General features: G+C 33.2%; 15 protein-coding genes and 1 other annotated feature. Of the genes, 12 read left to right on the plus strand and 3 right to left on the minus strand.

Annotated elements, in window-relative coordinates; translation table 11 throughout:
- Window positions 1–156 precede the first annotated feature (156 nt).
- A complete protein-coding gene (locus tag HMPREF2864_RS11660) occupies window positions 157–990 on the plus strand; it encodes an alpha/beta fold hydrolase (RefSeq protein WP_002458808.1) in 834 nt (277 codons plus the stop codon).
- Window positions 991–1,484: 494 nt separating this feature from the next.
- A complete protein-coding gene (locus HMPREF2864_RS11665) occupies window positions 1,485–1,886 on the plus strand; it encodes a transcriptional regulator, SarA/Rot family (protein WP_002458809.1) in 402 nt (133 codons plus the stop codon).
- A 50-nt stretch (window positions 1,887–1,936) separates the two neighbouring features.
- Here HMPREF2864_RS11665 and HMPREF2864_RS11670 read toward each other — a convergent pair whose 3' ends face one another.
- Both HMPREF2864_RS11670 and HMPREF2864_RS11675 read right to left on the minus strand, forming a co-directional pair.
- Window positions 1,937–2,500: a tRNA 5-(aminomethyl)-2-thiouridylate-methyltransferase MnmM gene (locus HMPREF2864_RS11670; protein ID WP_002458810.1), complete on the minus strand. Its 564-nt coding sequence runs from the start codon at window positions 2,498–2,500 to the stop codon at window positions 1,937–1,939.
- A complete protein-coding gene (locus HMPREF2864_RS11675; protein ID WP_002458811.1) occupies window positions 2,497–3,450 on the minus strand; it encodes a tRNA modification radical SAM protein MnmL/YtqA in 954 nt (317 codons plus the stop codon). Before HMPREF2864_RS11675 ends, HMPREF2864_RS11670 begins: the two co-directional genes overlap by 4 nt.
- 103 nt (window positions 3,451–3,553) lie before the next feature.
- Between HMPREF2864_RS11675 and HMPREF2864_RS11680 the strand changes: the two genes are divergently transcribed.
- The 3 genes from HMPREF2864_RS11680 (at window position 3,554) to HMPREF2864_RS11690 (ending at window position 7,795) form a co-directional block, all read left to right on the plus strand.
- On the plus strand, window positions 3,554–4,729 hold the full coding sequence (locus tag HMPREF2864_RS11680; protein ID WP_070544783.1) for an MDR family MFS transporter: 1,176 nt from the start codon (window positions 3,554–3,556) through the stop codon (window positions 4,727–4,729).
- An 85-nt stretch (window positions 4,730–4,814) separates the two neighbouring features.
- Window positions 4,815–4,999: a binding site (T-box leader), on the plus strand.
- Window positions 5,000–5,050: 51 nt separating this feature from the next.
- A complete protein-coding gene (gene leuS, locus HMPREF2864_RS11685; protein WP_070572240.1) occupies window positions 5,051–7,465 on the plus strand; it encodes a leucine--tRNA ligase in 2,415 nt (804 codons plus the stop codon).
- An 18-nt stretch (window positions 7,466–7,483) separates the two neighbouring features.
- Window positions 7,484–7,795, plus strand: coding sequence for a rhodanese-like domain-containing protein (locus HMPREF2864_RS11690; protein ID WP_002458814.1), 312 nt, complete (start codon window positions 7,484–7,486; stop codon window positions 7,793–7,795).
- Between the two features lie 118 nt (window positions 7,796–7,913).
- Here the strand turns inward: HMPREF2864_RS11690 and HMPREF2864_RS11695 are convergent, their stop codons facing one another.
- Window positions 7,914–9,173 (minus strand): BaiN/RdsA family NAD(P)/FAD-dependent oxidoreductase, encoded by a 1,260-nt coding sequence (locus tag HMPREF2864_RS11695; protein WP_060795165.1) that lies wholly within the window; start codon window positions 9,171–9,173, stop codon window positions 7,914–7,916.
- Between the two features lie 558 nt (window positions 9,174–9,731).
- Between HMPREF2864_RS11695 and HMPREF2864_RS11700 the strand changes: the two genes are divergently transcribed.
- From HMPREF2864_RS11700 to trmB, 7 genes are all read left to right on the plus strand, one after another.
- On the plus strand, window positions 9,732–11,378 hold the full coding sequence (locus tag HMPREF2864_RS11700) for a putative polysaccharide biosynthesis protein (RefSeq protein ID WP_070544781.1): 1,647 nt from the start codon (window positions 9,732–9,734) through the stop codon (window positions 11,376–11,378).
- A complete protein-coding gene (locus HMPREF2864_RS11705) occupies window positions 11,378–12,067 on the plus strand; it encodes a pseudouridine synthase (RefSeq protein WP_037542878.1) in 690 nt (229 codons plus the stop codon). The genes HMPREF2864_RS11700 and HMPREF2864_RS11705 overlap by 1 nt, the downstream gene beginning before the upstream one ends.
- A gap of 24 nt (window positions 12,068–12,091) precedes the next feature.
- Window positions 12,092–12,496 (plus strand): YtxH domain-containing protein, encoded by a 405-nt coding sequence (locus HMPREF2864_RS11710; protein WP_002478014.1) that lies wholly within the window; start codon window positions 12,092–12,094, stop codon window positions 12,494–12,496.
- 226 nt (window positions 12,497–12,722) lie between these two features.
- Entirely contained in the window at window positions 12,723–14,132 is a 1,410-nt protein-coding gene (gene pepV / locus HMPREF2864_RS11715; protein WP_070544780.1) for a dipeptidase PepV, read from the plus strand.
- Window positions 14,133–14,134: 2 nt separating this feature from the next.
- Window positions 14,135–14,980, plus strand: a complete 846-nt coding sequence (gene dat, locus HMPREF2864_RS11720) for a D-amino-acid transaminase (protein ID WP_070544779.1) — start codon at window positions 14,135–14,137, stop codon at window positions 14,978–14,980.
- Between the two features lie 360 nt (window positions 14,981–15,340).
- Window positions 15,341–16,132 carry a phosphotransferase family protein gene (locus tag HMPREF2864_RS11725; protein ID WP_002492623.1) on the plus strand — a complete coding sequence of 264 codons (792 nt, stop codon included), beginning with the start codon at window positions 15,341–15,343 and terminating at the stop codon, window positions 16,130–16,132.
- A 68-nt stretch (window positions 16,133–16,200) separates the two neighbouring features.
- Complete coding sequence (gene trmB / locus HMPREF2864_RS11730) at window positions 16,201–16,845, plus strand: tRNA (guanosine(46)-N7)-methyltransferase TrmB (RefSeq protein WP_002458823.1); 645 nt, start codon at window positions 16,201–16,203, stop codon at window positions 16,843–16,845.
- Window positions 16,846–16,922: the final 77 nt, after the last annotated feature.

A 16,922-nucleotide genomic window follows, 5' to 3' on the forward strand; every position in this document is an offset into this window, starting at 1 on the left:
GTAAGAGAAAGCGTTTTCAATATCGGTCATACGTTTTGCTTCAAGTTCAATTTATTGCAGAAATGTTTTCTTGAGTCAATTAGAGTGTTAGCCATATTAAGCTGATATTTGCTATAATTTAAGCTGTAGAGTTTATGTAGAAGGGACTAATAAGTCATGTGGAAATGGGAAACAGAAAATAATGCTAAAGGCGTAGTTGTTATTGTCCATAATATGTTAGAGCATACAGGGCGTTATGCTTATGTTATTACGATGTTAAGAAGAAATGGTTATCATGTGATTATGGGTGATTTGCCAGGACAAGGGCAGACTTCACGTGCAAACAAGGGGCAAATTAAAAACTTTAATGAATATCATGAACATGTTTTAGAATGGATTAAACTCGCAAATGATTATAAATTACCTACATTTGTTATGGGGATTGGTCTAGGAGGATTAATCATACTTAATTTATTAGAAAAGGTAGATCGATTGCCTATTGAGGGTATGATTTTATTTTCACCATTATTAGAATTACAAAAGAACAAGACAACACGGAAAGACATTTTAATTTCTAATATTGGAAAAGTATCCAAAGATACGCGTTTTAAAGTTAATATTGAAGTTGAACAGTTGACTAGAAATGAAGAAATAAGAGAAGAAACGGTTAATGATGGTTTGATGTTAAAAAAAGTAACATATCATTGGTACAATACTGTTGTGGAAGAAATGAAAGAAACATTAGATTACGTTGGGGACGTAAAATCAATACCTACATTACTAATGCATGGTTCTGAAGATGCGATTGTCGAACCTAAAGCGATAATTAAATTAAAAGAAAATCTAAAATCTGATGAATTCTATTATAAAAAATGGCAAGGTTTATATCATGAAATCCAAAATGAGCCTGAACGTGATCAAGTCATGCGATATGTATTAACATTTCTAAATAATAGTGTAAATACGATGGGATTTATCGTTAAAGAAGAAGAAATAGAGGATATTGAATAAATAAAAGATATTGAAAGACCTATTTATGATGCAACCTGAATTATCTGCTTGAGAGAGTTATGGAACTTATACTTTCTAAAGGTTTTTTGTGTTTTTTATTTGGAATGTGACAGTATAAATTGTTGTTACGCATCTGCTAAAGTGCGCATAATAAAGTTTGTTTTTATAATATTGAAGACTACTTATGTGTGATGGCATTAATTGTGTCGGTGTTTATTTAAAACAATAAATTCATAATACAAATGGTTTAGTTGCATATCTACATAGAAATTGGTATATTTTATACATATAAATTTATTAATAATTAATTGGATAAAAATCTACATGAATAATTAGCAATTTGCTGATGTTAGCACCAAGTTTATGGTTATAGTTGTGATTAAATAAAAAGACAATTAAATTATTAAAAGTTTATTAAGGGTTTTAACAATGCAACAACATTCTTTATCATCGGTAAATTGTATTATTTAGTTTTATGACAGGGAGAGATTTTAGTGAGCGAGCAAACGATAGACCAAGTATCTGGATTATTAAAATTAGAAGCGCTACTAATGGACATCAATTCAATTTTCGACGTTATTGAGAAAGAATACGGCATGACAAAAGAAGAAATCTTAATTTTACTAACGCTATGGCAAAAAGGGTCGATGACGTTAAAAGAAATGGATAGTTTTGTAAAGATTAAGTCTTATAAACGTACACGCACATACAATAACCTTGTAAATTTAGAATGGATTTACAAAGAACGCCCTCAAGATGATGAGCGTACAGTTATCATTCATTACAATGAAAATCAAAATGGTAAACGTGATGACTTATTAAAATTCATTTGTGATGCAGTACACAAAAAATCAAATTCCATGCAAACAAGTTTCACTTCAATTTTAAATATCTAGAAAAATGCTTAGTCTATAGTCAGGAAATAGCGACTTATAGACTAAGCATTTTAATTGATTTTTTCTATTGCGCAGATGAATGGAGCGTCATTACGTTGATTTATAAATTGATATTGTAGAACTTGAGCCTTTGTTTGATCTATATTGCTGAAATAATCAAGTAATGCATCACGTTCTAGTTTGCCTTGAAAATGGCCGTGATAAATAACAACTACAATAATGCCTTCAATCGTTAACTGTTCAAATATGGCGTCAATAGCGCGTATAGTTGATTCAGGCTGGGTGACAATTGATTTATCACCTTTTGGTAGGTAGCCTAAATTAAAGATTGCTGCAGTGATTTTATTTTTATGAGCAGATATTAAGTGGTCTGAGATATATTCATGACTATCATGTATTAATGATACGTTTTTAAATGATTTGATCTTCTTAGCAGTGTTATCAATTGCTTGTTGTTGTATGTCAAAACCATATACATGACCTTTTGGAACGTGTTGAGCTAAGAATAATGTATCGAATCCATTACCACATGTAGCATCAATCACAATACTATCACTTTGGATATGAGACGTAATTAAAGATTTAGCAAAGGGAAGAATGCGTTCTAATTTCATATTTGAACCCGTTCTTTGTGAAATTTCCCTTGATAAGAATTACGTCTAGCGAGCTCATCATCGATATTATTTAAAACTTCCCACTTGTTAACACTCCACATTGGTCCTACCATCAAATCAATGGGTCCATCGCCTGTAATACGATGAATTATCATCTCTGGGGGTAAGATTTCAAGTTGATCACATACTAGGTTAGTATATTCTTGCTGACTCATAAATTTTAGTAAACCCTTATCGTACTGTTTTACCATAGGTGTTCCTTTTAATAAATGAAGTAGATGTATTTTTATGCCTTGAACATCCATTTTGGCAACTTCACGGGCTGTGGCCATCATCATATCGTAATCTTCGCCAGGTAAACCATTAATAATATGCGTACAGATATTAATATTATGTTTTCTTAATTTAGCGACCCCATCATAATATGTTTGCATATCGTGTGCACGATTTATTAAATCAGATGTAGACTGATGTATCGTTTGGAGTCCTAATTCAACCCATAAGTATGTGCGTTTGTTTAGCTCAGCAAGGTATTCTACTACATCATCTGGTAAACAGTCTGGACGCGTGGCAATGGATAATCCTACAACACCTTCTTCTTGTAATACAGGTTCATATTTTTCCTTTAGTATTTCAACAGGGGCGTGTGTATTAGTGAACGCTTGAAAGTAGGCAATGTATTTTCCTTCATGCCATTTCTCATGCATTTTTGCTTTGATTTGTTGAAATTGAACTTCAATAGGATCAGCTCGATTTCCAGCAAAATCGCCGCTACCAGCCGCAGAACAAAATGTACAACCACCATGTGCAACAGTTCCGTCACGATTAGGGCAGTCAAAGCCGCCATCTAATGCCACTTTAAATATTTTTTGGCCAAATTTATTTTTTAAATGGTAATTCCAAGTATGATAGCGTTTATTCTCAAAAGCATACGGGAAATATTTACCCATAAGACATTTTCCTTTCTAATTGTTTCTAAGTAAAGATTTTAACATATTTTAATGTTATAGTGTCTATTGTAGATTGAGAAAAGAGAGAGAAAGGACTCAGTATATGAATATACCTAAATCAGTATGGATGCTGGTAATAGGCATGGCGCTCAATATTACCGGTTCTAGTTTTTTATGGCCTTTAAATACGATATATATGAAAGAAGAGCTCGATAAAAGCCTTACTATTGCAGGTATTGTGTTAATGATAAATTCATTTGGTATGGTTGTTGGTAACTTATTAGGTGGTAGTTTGTTTGATAAATTAGGTGGTTATCGTACGATTTTAACTGGAACTGCTGTGTGTTTAGTTAGTACAACGATGCTAAATTTTTTCCATGGTTGGCCTTTGTATGCAGTATGGTTAGTTATGCTTGGTTTTGGTGGTGGCATGATTGTACCAGCAATTTATGCTATGGCCGGAGCAGTGTGGCCCAATGGTGGACGGCAAACGTTTAATGCTATCTACTTAGCTCAAAATATTGGTGTCGCACTTGGTGCTGCTTTAGGAGGTTTTGTTGCTGAGCTTAGTTTTAACTATATTTTTATTGCAAATTTATTAATGTATGTGCTATTCGCGATTGTAGCTGTCACACAATTCAATCTCGAGTATTCTGTAAAGATGCACAAGCCAGATAATCTTGAGTTGGAAAATAAAGACCAAAAACGCAGATTTAAAGCATTAATCCTTTTATGTATTATGTTTAGTATTTGTTGGATTGCATATATACAATGGGAAAGTACGATTGCTTCATTTACACAAGACATCGATATCTCAATGTCGCAATATAGTATATTGTGGACAGTGAATGGTATTATGATTTTAGTTGCACAGCCTTTGATAAGTCCGGTAATTCGTATACTCAAAGGAAATATAAAAAAACAAATGATTGTAGGTATTATTATTTTTATGGTGTCGTTTTTAGTGACTAGTTTTGCTGAACAATTTAGTGTCTTTCTCATTGGTATGATTATATTAACATTTGGCGAAATGTTCGTTTGGCCTGCTGTCCCAACTATCGCGAATTTTTTAGCGCCTGATGGTAAACAAGGACAGTATCAGGGGTTTGTTAATTCAGCTTCTACGGTCGGTAAAGCATTTGGGCCACTTATAGGTGGTATTTTAGTCGATGCCTTTAATATGAGTACCATGTTTATTGGCATGATTGTGTTATTAAGCATAGCATTGTGTTTTTTAGCTGTTTTTGATAAAAATATGTCTAAGGATAAAACAATATAACCATGTTAATTGACTGAGCTAGGCTTCTATATTAATTGTTCAGTTATGTAATAACTTGCACTTGCAATCAGTTGCATTATCCAATAATATTAAAGTGTATTGGAGTAGTAACTTAAATATTTTTCAACAGAGAGCTAGTGGTGGTGTAAACTAGCGTTAAGTATTAAGTGAACTTACCGTTATTTAATGTAATATACATCTCTTACTATTTAATTAAGTGCACATATATGTGAACTAGGGTGGTACCGCGGCATAATTGTCGTCCCTATACTTTATTTATAATAGTATGAGGTGTTTTTTTATTGAGTAGGAGGAAAAAAAGTGAATTACAATCACAAAAAAATCGAAAAAAAATGGCAATGTTTCTGGCTAGATAATCAAACATTTAAGACAAGTGATAACTTGGGACAAAAGAAATTTTATGCCTTAGATATGTTTCCTTATCCATCAGGTGCTGGTTTACACGTAGGACATCCAGAAGGATATACTGCTACGGATATTATTTCACGCTATAAACGTATGCAAGGCTATAACGTCTTACATCCAATGGGCTGGGATGCGTTTGGCTTACCTGCAGAACAATATGCACTTGATACTGGAAACGATCCACGAGCATTTACGAAACAAAATATTCAAACTTTTAAACGTCAAATTCAAGAATTAGGATTTAGTTATGATTGGGATAGAGAAGTTAATACAACAGATCCTGAATATTATAAATGGACACAATGGATTTTTATCCAACTTTATAATAAGGGGTTAGCTTATGTTGATGAAGTAGCGGTAAACTGGTGTCCAGCACTTGGCACGGTTTTATCTAATGAAGAGGTTGTTGATGGTGTTTCTGAACGAGGAGGCCATCCTGTATACCGTAGACCTATGAAACAATGGGTACTCAAGATCACAGAATATGCCGATCGACTACTAGAAGATTTGGATGACTTAGATTGGCCTGAATCGATAAAAGATATGCAGCGTAATTGGATTGGTCGCTCAGAAGGGGCACGTGTTTCTTTCAAAGTTGAAGGAGAGAATGACACAATAGACGTCTTCACTACGCGTCCAGATACGATTTTTGGTACGACTTTCTTAGTATTAAGTCCAGAGCATGCGCTTGTGGAAAAAATTACAACAACTGAAAAATTTGAAGAAGTTAAGAAATATCAAGAAGCTGCATCTAAAAAATCTGACCTTGAGCGTACGGATTTGGCAAAAGATAAATCTGGTGTTTTTACTGGCGCATATGCGATTAATCCTTTATCTGGTGAAAAATTACCGATTTGGATTGCTGATTATGTATTATCTAGTTATGGTACTGGAGCTGTTATGGCAGTGCCTGCTCATGATGAACGCGACCACGAATTTGCGGTTAAATTTAATTTGCCGATTATAGAAGTTATTGCTGGTGGAGATGTTCAAAAAGAGGCTTATACTGGTGCAGGAGAGCACGTTAACTCTGGTGACTTAGATGGTTTAAATAATGAACAGGCTATTGCTAAAGCAATTGATTTATTAGAAGCAAAAGGTGCCGGTGAGAAAAAAGTTAACTATAAGTTGCGTGACTGGTTATTTAGTAGACAGCGTTATTGGGGTGAACCAATACCAATCATTCATTGGGAAGATGGAACAATGACGACGGTACCAGAAGAAGAATTACCACTATTATTACCAGAAACTGATGAAATTAAACCGTCTGGAACAGGTGAATCACCATTAGCTAATATAGATGATTTTGTTAATGTTGTAGATGAAGAAACGGGAATGAGAGGTCGTCGTGAAACGAACACAATGCCACAATGGGCTGGCAGCTGTTGGTATTACTTACGTTATATTGATCCTCATAATGAGCAAATGTTAGCAGATCCAGAAAAATTAAAGCATTGGTTACCAGTTGATTTATACATCGGTGGCGTTGAGCACGCAGTACTTCATTTGTTGTATGCTCGATTCTGGCATAAAGTCTTATATGATTTAGGCGTAGTTCCAACAAAAGAGCCATTCCAAAAATTATTTAACCAAGGTATGATTTTAGGTGAAGGCAATGAGAAAATGAGTAAATCCAAAGGTAATGTTGTTAACCCAGATGATATTGTAAATTCTCATGGTGCTGACACTTTACGACTTTATGAAATGTTTATGGGGCCTTTGGATGCTGCTATTGCCTGGAGTGAGAATGGTTTAGATGGCTCAAGACGTTTCTTAGACCGAGTTTGGCGTTTATTTATCAATGAAGATGATAGCCTATCTCAAAAATTTGTTGAATCAAATAATAAATCATTAGATAAAGTATATAATCAAACGGTTAAAAAAGTGACAGAAGACTTTGATACATTGAATTTTAATACTGCTATCAGTCAGTTGATGGTCTTTATTAATGAATGTTATAAAGTAGATGAAATTTATCAACCATATGCGGAAGGCTTTGTGAAGATGCTTGCGCCTATTGCGCCACACATAGGTGAAGAATTATGGCAAAAATTAGGACATGATGAAACGATTACTTATCAGCCATGGCCAACTTATAATGAAACACTGTTGGTTGATAGTGAAGTTGAAATTGTCGTTCAAGTAAATGGTAAAGTGCGTGCAAAACTAACCATACCTAAAGAGCTGTCCAAAGAAGAAATGCAAGAATTAGCATTAGAAAATGAAAATGTTAAAATGGCTATAGATGGTAAAGAAATTAAGAAAGTAATAGCAGTCCCTCAAAAACTAGTAAATATTGTAGCAAAATAACTAAAGGAGTGTTGAATAATGGATTCAATAACTGTTGAAGATTTGAAAAATAAAGTATTAGAATCTAATCCAGTTAATATTGTTGATGTTCGTACAGATGAGGAAACATCTATGGGTATCATACCTGGTGCAGAAACGATTCCTATGGATAAAATTGAATCAAATATTGATTATTTTAATACAAATGATACTTACTATATTATTTGTGCTGCAGGTGTTCGAAGTGAAAAAGTAGCTCGATATTTAGAAAAACAAGATATTCATGCAGTCAATGTAGAAGGCGGTATGAAAGCTTGGGGCAATGAAGGATTAGAAATAAAACGTATTTAATTTTTAAGTAAATGAATTTTAATAGATTTAATAAACACCCATTTAGCTACCGTTACTAAATGGGTGTTTATTTTTTAAAGCCAAGTCTAAACACGATTTAAAAAATGCTAGCTTAAAATTAATGGTATAAATAACTTCCGGCATTGAGGCCTGCGACATGTCCAGTCACAAGGGCGCTAGTAATATTATAACCACCAGTATAACCGTGAATATCTAAGACTTCTCCACACAAAAATAAACCTGGTTCAAGTTTAGACATCATTGTTTTAGGCCAAATTTCTTTTAAGGAAACACCGCCGCCAGTTACAAATGCTTTATCTATAGGTAATGTGCCGTTAACTTTAAATTTAAATCCTTTAAATATTTCAACAAGTTGTTGCAATTGCTGATTTGAAAAGTGATGTCCTGTCATGTCATCATTAATGTTTGCATGTTCTAACGCAAATATTAAGTAACGTTCTTCAATTAAACCATGTAAACTATTTTTTATAATTTTATTTGGCTGTGATTGAATACGCTTATTAATTTTTTGACTTAATTTGTCTTTATTTAAATCTGGAAATACATCTAAAGACATTGTTATTTGTTGCGTTTTTTGCTGTTTCTGTTCTTTGTAAATAAATTGGCTACATCTTAATGCAGCGGGGCCGCTTATCCCAAAGTGGGTGAAAATCATGTCCATTTTGTGACTAATACGTATTTTACCGTTTTTCTTATGTACTGATAAACAAACATCTTTAAGGCTTAGACCTTTTAAGCGTTGTTCTTTAATAAAAGACTCGTTTGATGTGATAGGTACTTCCGTGGGGAATAATTCGGTAATCGTATGTCCCATTGCTTGTGCAAAACGATAGCCATCTCCAGTTGAACCGGTTTGTGGCACACTAGTCCCACCAGTTGCAATCACTAATGTTTTGCCATTATAACTTTTAGATTGGGTATGTACGATAAAACTATCATTTGTTGATTTTTCAATACGAGTTACAGGTGTTTCTTCAATTATATCGACATGCTGAGAATGAATCGTTTGAACTAAAGCATTTACAACATCTTGGGCTTTGTTTGAGACGGGAAACATGCGGCCATGATCTTCTTCTTTTAGTTTAACAGCTCGGGATTCAAAGAATTGAATAATAGATTCATTATCAAATGTTGAAAATGGACTGTATAAAAATTTTCCGTTACCTGGAATATTTTTAATTATTTCTTCATAAGGTAAGCGATTTGTGACATTACAGCGTCCACCACCTGAAATCTTCAACTTGCGTCCTAAACCTTTTTTCTTTTCTATTAATAATACACGTTGTCCTGATTGGCTTGCTGCAACTGCAGCCATTAAGCCACTTGGACCGCCTCCTATTATAATTGTTTGATACATAGTTGAATCCTCCAATAGTTACTACTGCTATTGTATACGACACTTACACTATATGGCTACATTATTATTTGCAATGTCCCAATTGCTTATGACATTATTAAGTGTACGTTGTCAATTCACATTCAAACAAGCTGAAAAAATTGAGAGCGGGACAGAATTTATCATGAATTCGTAGTACCGCCCCGGCAAGGTTGACTAGGATTGAAAAAAGTTTAGTATTAGCGTATTTTCAATCCAGTCAACTACTGCCAATATTTAGTTTATAGTCCAAAACATAATGATGTCCCTGACTCCATAAAATTTATTTTTTGATGCGTTATTCATATAATCAAGGATTGGTTAATAACATATTTTAAAATTAATTATTTTAAGATTTGCATAAATGTGTAACTAATACAAGAGCATCTATAGTTACTATAATTAAATAAAATCTGCGCAAAATTTTACAAAGTTGTTGGGAAACGTTGTGCGATTTATGATATATTTTATAATAATGTAAGTCTTGATTATTATTTAAGCTTTTTAAGAAGAGTTTAAACTAAAGGTAGGAAGATAATTATGAGTGAGAATAAAGAAATGGTACGTGGTACCTTTCTAATAACAATCAGTATTTTAATTACAAAGATACTTGGTGTGTTATTTGTAATTCCTTTTTATGCAATCATGGGCGCTGGTGGTGGCGATGCTGAAACAAATTTGATTCCATTTAACTATGCATATACACCATATAATATTGCCATTGCTGTTGCTACAGCTGGTGTACCATTAGCTGCATCAAAATATGTAGCCAAATACAATGCTTTAGGTGCATATAAAATTGGACAAAAGCTTTACAAATCTAGTTTTGTCGTTATGTTTATAACCGGAATCATTGGATTTTTATTACTATTTGCACTTGCTCCTGAAATAGCTACATTAACGCTTGGTAAAGAAGTAAGCGCTAGTGAGTGGTCTGTAGCTGATATTACTTGGATCATTAGAGTGATTAGTGTTGTTGTTATCTTTATTCCTTTATTAGCTACGTGGAGAGGTGTATTCCAGGGATATCAATCTATGGGGCCTACAGCAGTGTCTGAAGTAAATGAACAAGTTGCTCGTATTATCTTTATATTAGTTGGAAGTTATTTAGTACTTCATGTATTTCATGGTGCAATTTTAATAGCCAATGGTATAGCGACGATTGCTGCAGCAGTTGGTGCAATCGCAGGTATATTAACATTGTGGTATTACTGGCGTAAAAGGAAACCACATATTGATAAAATGGTGGCTTCTGACCAAACAGGAATGAATGTGACTTATACTCAAATGTATAAAGAGATTATTTCATACAGTATTCCATTTGTTATAGTAAGTCTTAACTTTTCTTTATATAATTTAGTTGATATGTTTACGCATAATAATGCGCTTGATTTAGTAGGTTTTTTTGAAAAACAAGGATACTTTTTCTCTATTTTGAATTTCACAACCAATAAAATTGTAATGATTCCAACATCATTAGCTGCTGGGTTTGCAGTGAGTTTAATTCCATATATTACGAAAACTTATGCTGAAGGACGTTTAATTGAAATGCATCGTCAAATAAGAACGTCATTAGGTGTATTAATGTTTATTACTGTTCCAGCAAGTTTAGGAATTATGGCATTAGCATCACCGCTTTATACAGTGTTCTACCAATATAATCCCGATGGTCAATTTATTTTATTCTGGTATGCACCTGTAGCAATATTAATTTCATTATTAAGTGTAACAGCATCAATGTTGCAAGGCATCGATAAACAGAAATTAACTGTGTTTGTTATTTTAGGCTCAGTTATTTTAAAATTATTACTCAATATTCCTTTAATTATGGCATTCCATACAGTTGGCGCAGTATTGAGTACCGCAATAGCATTACTAGCTACTAATATTGCAAACTTTGTTATTTTAAAGGTTTATGCAAAATTTGAATTTACCGAAACGTTTATTCACTTTGCTAAAATATTTATTTATGGCTTTATCATGATGATTGGCGTTGAGTTAACATATTTATTATTGACACAATTCTTACCTGTTGAGCGTAAACTCTATGCACTGATCATTCTCTTAGTCTGTGTTTTAATAGGCGCAATGATTTACGGCTTTGCAACAATTAAAACAAAATTAGCTGATGAATTTTTAGGTGATGTAGCTCAAAAAGTACGTAATAGAATCGGGTTTTTAAGATGATGAGACTAGATAAATTTTTAGCACATATGGGTCAAGGTACGCGTACAGAAGTAAAGCAATCCTTAAAAAAGGGGAATGTGACGGTTAATGGAAAAGTAGAAAAATCTGCTAAAACTCAAATCAATCCACATCATGATGTTGTTCAAATTCATGGTCATCAAATAGATTATGTTGAAACGGTATATTTGATGTTGAATAAACCTAAAGGCTATATTTCAGCCACCGAAGACCCTAAACAGGCAACAGTCATTGATTTAATAAAAGACTATAAATATTTAGATCTATTTCCAGTAGGCCGGTTAGATAAAGATACTGAGGGCTTATTACTCATCACTAACGATGGTCAATTTAGCCACAATTTGATGAACCCCAACAAGCATGTAGCTAAGACATATTTAGTAACTTCTAAGTATCCAGTGACTAAAGATAATCAGTATATGTTTAAACAAGGTGTGATGTTGTCTGATGGTTTGACAAAACCAGCTGAACTAACCATAATTGATGACTACCACTCAAAGGTTACTATATATGAAGGAAGATATCATCAAATAAAAAGAATGTTTCATAGCATTGAAAATGAGGTATTAGAATTGAAACGCATACAAATTGCTAACCTACGTTTAGATGAAGAGTTGGACGAGGGTCAATATCGTGTATTAACGCAAACCGATATCGAGCAATTAAAATAATATTCGAAAGAGAAGGTGTTTTACATGGCTAAAAAAGCAGGTTTTTTCAGAGTAATACTAGGTTTAGGAACAGCGGCAGCAGCTGTGATATTGTCTAGAAAAGAAAACCGTGACAAATTAAAGGTAGAATACAATAAATACAAAGAAGATCCAGAAAGCTACAAGGAAAATGCAAAAGAAATCGCAAATGACCTTGGATCTAGAGCAACAAACAAAATTCAAGATGTAAAGAACAATCCACAAGCATACATGAATAAAATAAAAAATGATCCAAAAGGCTTTATTCAAGAACAAAAATCTAAATTAACTTCTAAAAAAGATAATCAAAAGGAACTTGAAGAAGTGAAATTTGATGATGAAGGTGGATCAGCATCAAATAATTTACGTGTAGTGACAGAAGAAGATTTAAAAAATAATCGAAACAAATAAAAGTGTATCATTAAAATAGAAAAATACACATTCGGCATTGCTGGATGTGTATTTTTCTGTTTTATTAGTGAAATAATGATTCATTTAATAAGCCAAAAATTAAATAATGAACTGCCAAAATCTCTAATTGTCTGAACATTTTGTAATTCTTCTTAGATCTGACTGTAATTTATAGCATAAATTATGTAGAATAGAAAATATAAATTAAAAAAGGAAGTTGATCTAAATGTGGAAAGAAAAGGTTCAAGAATATGAAAGTAAAATAATAGATGACTTAAACGGCCTGCTTTCAATTGAAAGTGTTCGTGTTGATAGTCTAGCATCTGAGGACGCACCAGTTGGCCCAGGACCTAGAAAAGCATTAGATTACATGTATGAAATTGCTCAAAGAGATGGTTTTGCTACGCATGATGTTGACCATATCGCTGGAAGAATTGAAGCAGGAAAAGGCGATGATGTATTGGGGATATTATGTCACGTTGATGTTGTACCTGCTGGAGATGGCTGGAATTCAGATCCATTTAAACCTGTTGTGACTGATGATGCCATTATAGCAAGAGGAACACTCGATGATAAAGGACCTACGATTGCAGCTTATTATGCTATTAAGATTTTAAATGATATGAATGTTGATTGGAAAAAACGTATTCATATGATTATTGGTACAGATGAAGAGTCTGATTGGAAGTGTACTGAAAGATATTTCCAAACAGAAGAAATGCCAACACTTGGTTTTGCACCTGATGCTGAATTTCCTGCTATCCATGGTGAAAAGGGTATCACAACATTTGATTTAGTACAGCAATTGAAATCAGATGATCAAGATGAACCTGATTATGAATTGTTATCATTTAAATCAGGCCAACGTTATAATATGGTACCTGATTTTGCAGAAGCAAAGGTATTTGTTAAAGAAAATATGACAGATGTAATTCAACACTTTGAACATTATCTACAAGAACATAAACTAACGGGTGATAGCACAGTTGATAGTGGCGTTTTACAATTAACTGTTAATGGTAAAGCAGTTCATGGTATGGATCCATCATTAGGCGTGAATGCTGGTTTACATTTATTACATTTTTTAGGCTCATTGAACTTAAACAAAACAGCAAAAGATTTTGTAGACTTTAGTAATCGTTATTTATTTGAATCTCATTTTGGTGAAAAAATGGGAATGAAATTCCACACTGATATTATGGGTGATGTAACAACCAATGTAGGAATTATTGAATATGATAATGAACATGCAGGGCGTTTTGGTGTTAATCTACGTTATCCATTAGGATTTGAATTTGAAGAAGCAATTCACCGCTTTGAAGATGAAATTAAATCACTTGGATTTGACGTAGATTTAGGAAAGGTACAGCAACCACATTTTGTAGATAAAAATGATCCGTTTGTTCAAAAGCTTGTAACTGCCTACCGCAATCAAACTGGCGATTTATCAGAACCTTATACAATTGGTGGCGGTACATACGCGCGCAATTTAGATAAAGGTGTTGCATTTGGGGCAATGTTCAGTGATTCTGAAGATTTAATGCATCAAAAGAATGAATATATTACGAAAAAACAACTATTTGACGCAACAAGCATTTACTTAGAAGCGATATATTCATTGTGTGTGGAGGGATAAATATGAAGGTATATTTAAATGGAAAATTTGTAGATCAATCTGAAGCTAAAGTATCTTATGAAGATCGTGGTTATGTTTTTGGTGATGGTATTTATGAATATATAAGAGCATATAAAGGTAAATTATTTACAGTCGAAGAACATTTTGATAGATTTTTACGCAGTGCAGATGAAATAGGTTTAGATTTAGGCAAAACTAAAGAAGAACTTATTGACATAACACGCCAGTTACTAAAAGAAAATCAAATAGAAACTGGTGGCATTTATATTCAAGCAACACGTGGTGTGTCACCACGTAATCATTCATTTCCAACACCAGAAGTTAAGCCGGTTATTACAGCATTTGCTAAAAGTTACGATCGTCCATATGAAGAATTACAGAATGGCGTTAGCGCAGTCACAGTTGAAGATATACGTTGGTTAAGATGTGACATTAAAAGTCTAAACTTACTGGGTAACGTATTGGCAAAAGAATATGCGGTTAAATATAATGCTACAGAGGCGATTCAGCAACGCGGAGTCACTGTTACAGAAGGTGCATCAAGTAATGTGTATGCGATTAAAGATGGCAAAATATATACACATCCGGTTAATAATTACATTTTAAATGGTATTACCCGCAGAGTGATTAAATGGATTGCAGATGATTATAATATTCAATTTATTGAAGAAACATTTGATGTTGATTTCTTAAAACATGCAGATGAAGTGATTATTTCTAGTACATCAGCAGAAGTTATGCCAATTATTAAATTAGATGGTGAAGAGGTTAATGATGGTAAAGTAGGACCTATAACACGTCAGTTGCAAGAAGGTTTCGACAAATACATTCAAGAAAAAAGTATTTAATAAATTGTGAAAAGATGAAATTACAACTACTTATTTAAGATGAATGTGTTATAATAAGACCTAAGCAAAAGTTAACTTTTGGACGTATAAATGACTAGTAAAATGTGACTTTTATTTTCTCATTTTCAGTTGAAAAATGAGGCTAAAAATTATAAAATTTACTTTGAGTGATAACAAAACTAAATGGTAAATTTAATTAAAATATCGGGACAATATTTTAAAAAATATAATAAAACACACTACTAGTGATTATATTATGACCAGCGTATTTTAGAAGTATACGACTGGTATAAATTAGAATATATGGCTCTTGAAACTTCTTTCTAGAGCCATTTTCTAATTGGAAGTGAGGTGAACGTGTTGGAGCAGTTTTATCAATTAGGGTGGACACTTGATTCTGCAGGTGGTGCTTCAGGCGAAGCTTATATGGCAGAACAAGACGGACAAAAGCTTTTCTTAAAACGAAATTCAAATCCATTTATCGCAGCTTTATCAGCTGAAGGAATTGTCCCAAAACTTGTTTGGACAAAACGTATTGAGACAGGAGAAGTCGTTACAGCTCAGCATTGGAAAAACGGCAGAGAGTTAGAGCCTATTGAAATGGCACAGACGAGAGTAGCTCAGCTAATGAAAAAAATACATAGCTCAAAACCCTTGCTAACGATGTTGAAACGCATGGAAATGGAACCAATTACACCAGCAATCATGTTGAACAAAATTAACGCCTCTTTATCCAGGGAAGTATTAAGCCATCATATTGTGAGAAAAGCGCTTATTTATTTAGAAGAACATATTCCAAATTTAGATGCTCGCTTTTTTACAGTCGTACATGGAGATGTTAACCATAATAATTGGTTATTATCAGATAGGGATGAACTTTTTCTAGTGGATTGGGAAGGTGCAATGATTGCAGATCCTGCGATTGATATTGGTATGTTGCTTTACAACTACGTTCCCGAAAGAAAATGGTCTCAATGGTTCAAAATTTATGGTGAACAAGAAAGTCTTGATTTAAATAAACGCATGAAATGGTATACGGTCATACAATCCATCGGCATGGTGCAATGGTATGAAGAACAGAAGCGTTTTAAAGATATGAATACTTGGTTGAAGTTTCTTAATGAAGTTATGAATAGTAATTTATTTATTTAATAGGCTGATAAGTAGTTGTAGAAATGTAGCTACTTACAGTCTCAATTTTTTATATAAGGAGGATAAGCATGAGAGTTCGATATAAACCATGGGCAGAAGATTATTTAAAAGAGCATCCAGATTTAGTTGATATGGATGGTAGACATGCGGGATATATATCAGAATGGTTTGACAAAGAACAACCCATCTATATCGAAATTGGTTCTGGCATGGGGAAATTTATAACTACCATAGCTTCACAACATCCTGAAATTAATTTCGTTTCTATGGAACGAGAAAAAAGTGTGATGTACAAAGTACTAGATAAAGTGAAAGATTTAGGACTAACAAATGTCAAAATGATATGTAACGATGCCATAGAATTAACCGATTATTTTAAATCTCATGAAGTGTCTCGTATATATTTAAATTTTTCAGATCCATGGCCTAAAAATCGTCATGCAAAGAGGCGACTAACATATAAAACATTTCTAGCACTATATAGACAAATTTTAGTTAAAGATGGAGAAATTCATTTTAAGACAGATAATCGTGGATTATTTGCATATAGTTTAGAAAGCATGTCAACGTTTGGCATGTACTTTACTAAAATAAATTTGAACTTGCATGAAGAAGATAATGAAGATAATGTTCTTACAGAATATGAACAGAAATTTGCAGATAAAGGATCTCGTATATATCGCATGGAAGCTAAATTCCATCAAGATTTATAAATTAAATGATGATGAGTCTGTGACATAAAGTTGTTGGACAAATAAAAAAGGCAATTTCTATTGAAATAATATAGAAA

The organism is Staphylococcus sp. HMSC059F04, from assembly GCF_001812565.1.
Classification (GTDB): domain Bacteria; phylum Bacillota; class Bacilli; order Staphylococcales; family Staphylococcaceae; genus Staphylococcus; species Staphylococcus lugdunensis.

Coding starts and splice junctions, on each gene's coding strand:
- HMPREF2864_RS11660 (WP_002458808.1), top strand. CDS start 157: ATGTGGAAATGGGAAACAGAAAATAATGCTAAAGGCGTAGTTGTTATT.
- HMPREF2864_RS11670 (WP_002458810.1), bottom strand. CDS start 2,500: ATGAAATTAGAACGCATTCTTCCCTTTGCTAAATCTTTAATTACGTCT.
- HMPREF2864_RS11675 (WP_002458811.1), bottom strand. CDS start 3,450: ATGGGTAAATATTTCCCGTATGCTTTTGAGAATAAACGCTATCATACT.
- HMPREF2864_RS11680 (WP_070544783.1), top strand. CDS start 3,554: ATGAATATACCTAAATCAGTATGGATGCTGGTAATAGGCATGGCGCTC.
- HMPREF2864_RS11690 (WP_002458814.1), top strand. CDS start 7,484: ATGGATTCAATAACTGTTGAAGATTTGAAAAATAAAGTATTAGAATCT.
- HMPREF2864_RS11695 (WP_060795165.1), bottom strand. CDS start 9,173: ATGTATCAAACAATTATAATAGGAGGCGGTCCAAGTGGCTTAATGGCT.
- HMPREF2864_RS11700 (WP_070544781.1), top strand. CDS start 9,732: ATGAGTGAGAATAAAGAAATGGTACGTGGTACCTTTCTAATAACAATC.
- HMPREF2864_RS11705 (WP_037542878.1), top strand. CDS start 11,378: ATGAGACTAGATAAATTTTTAGCACATATGGGTCAAGGTACGCGTACA.
- HMPREF2864_RS11710 (WP_002478014.1), top strand. CDS start 12,092: ATGGCTAAAAAAGCAGGTTTTTTCAGAGTAATACTAGGTTTAGGAACA.
- pepV (WP_070544780.1), top strand. CDS start 12,723: ATGTGGAAAGAAAAGGTTCAAGAATATGAAAGTAAAATAATAGATGAC.
- dat (WP_070544779.1), top strand. CDS start 14,135: ATGAAGGTATATTTAAATGGAAAATTTGTAGATCAATCTGAAGCTAAA.
- trmB (WP_002458823.1), top strand. CDS start 16,201: ATGAGAGTTCGATATAAACCATGGGCAGAAGATTATTTAAAAGAGCAT.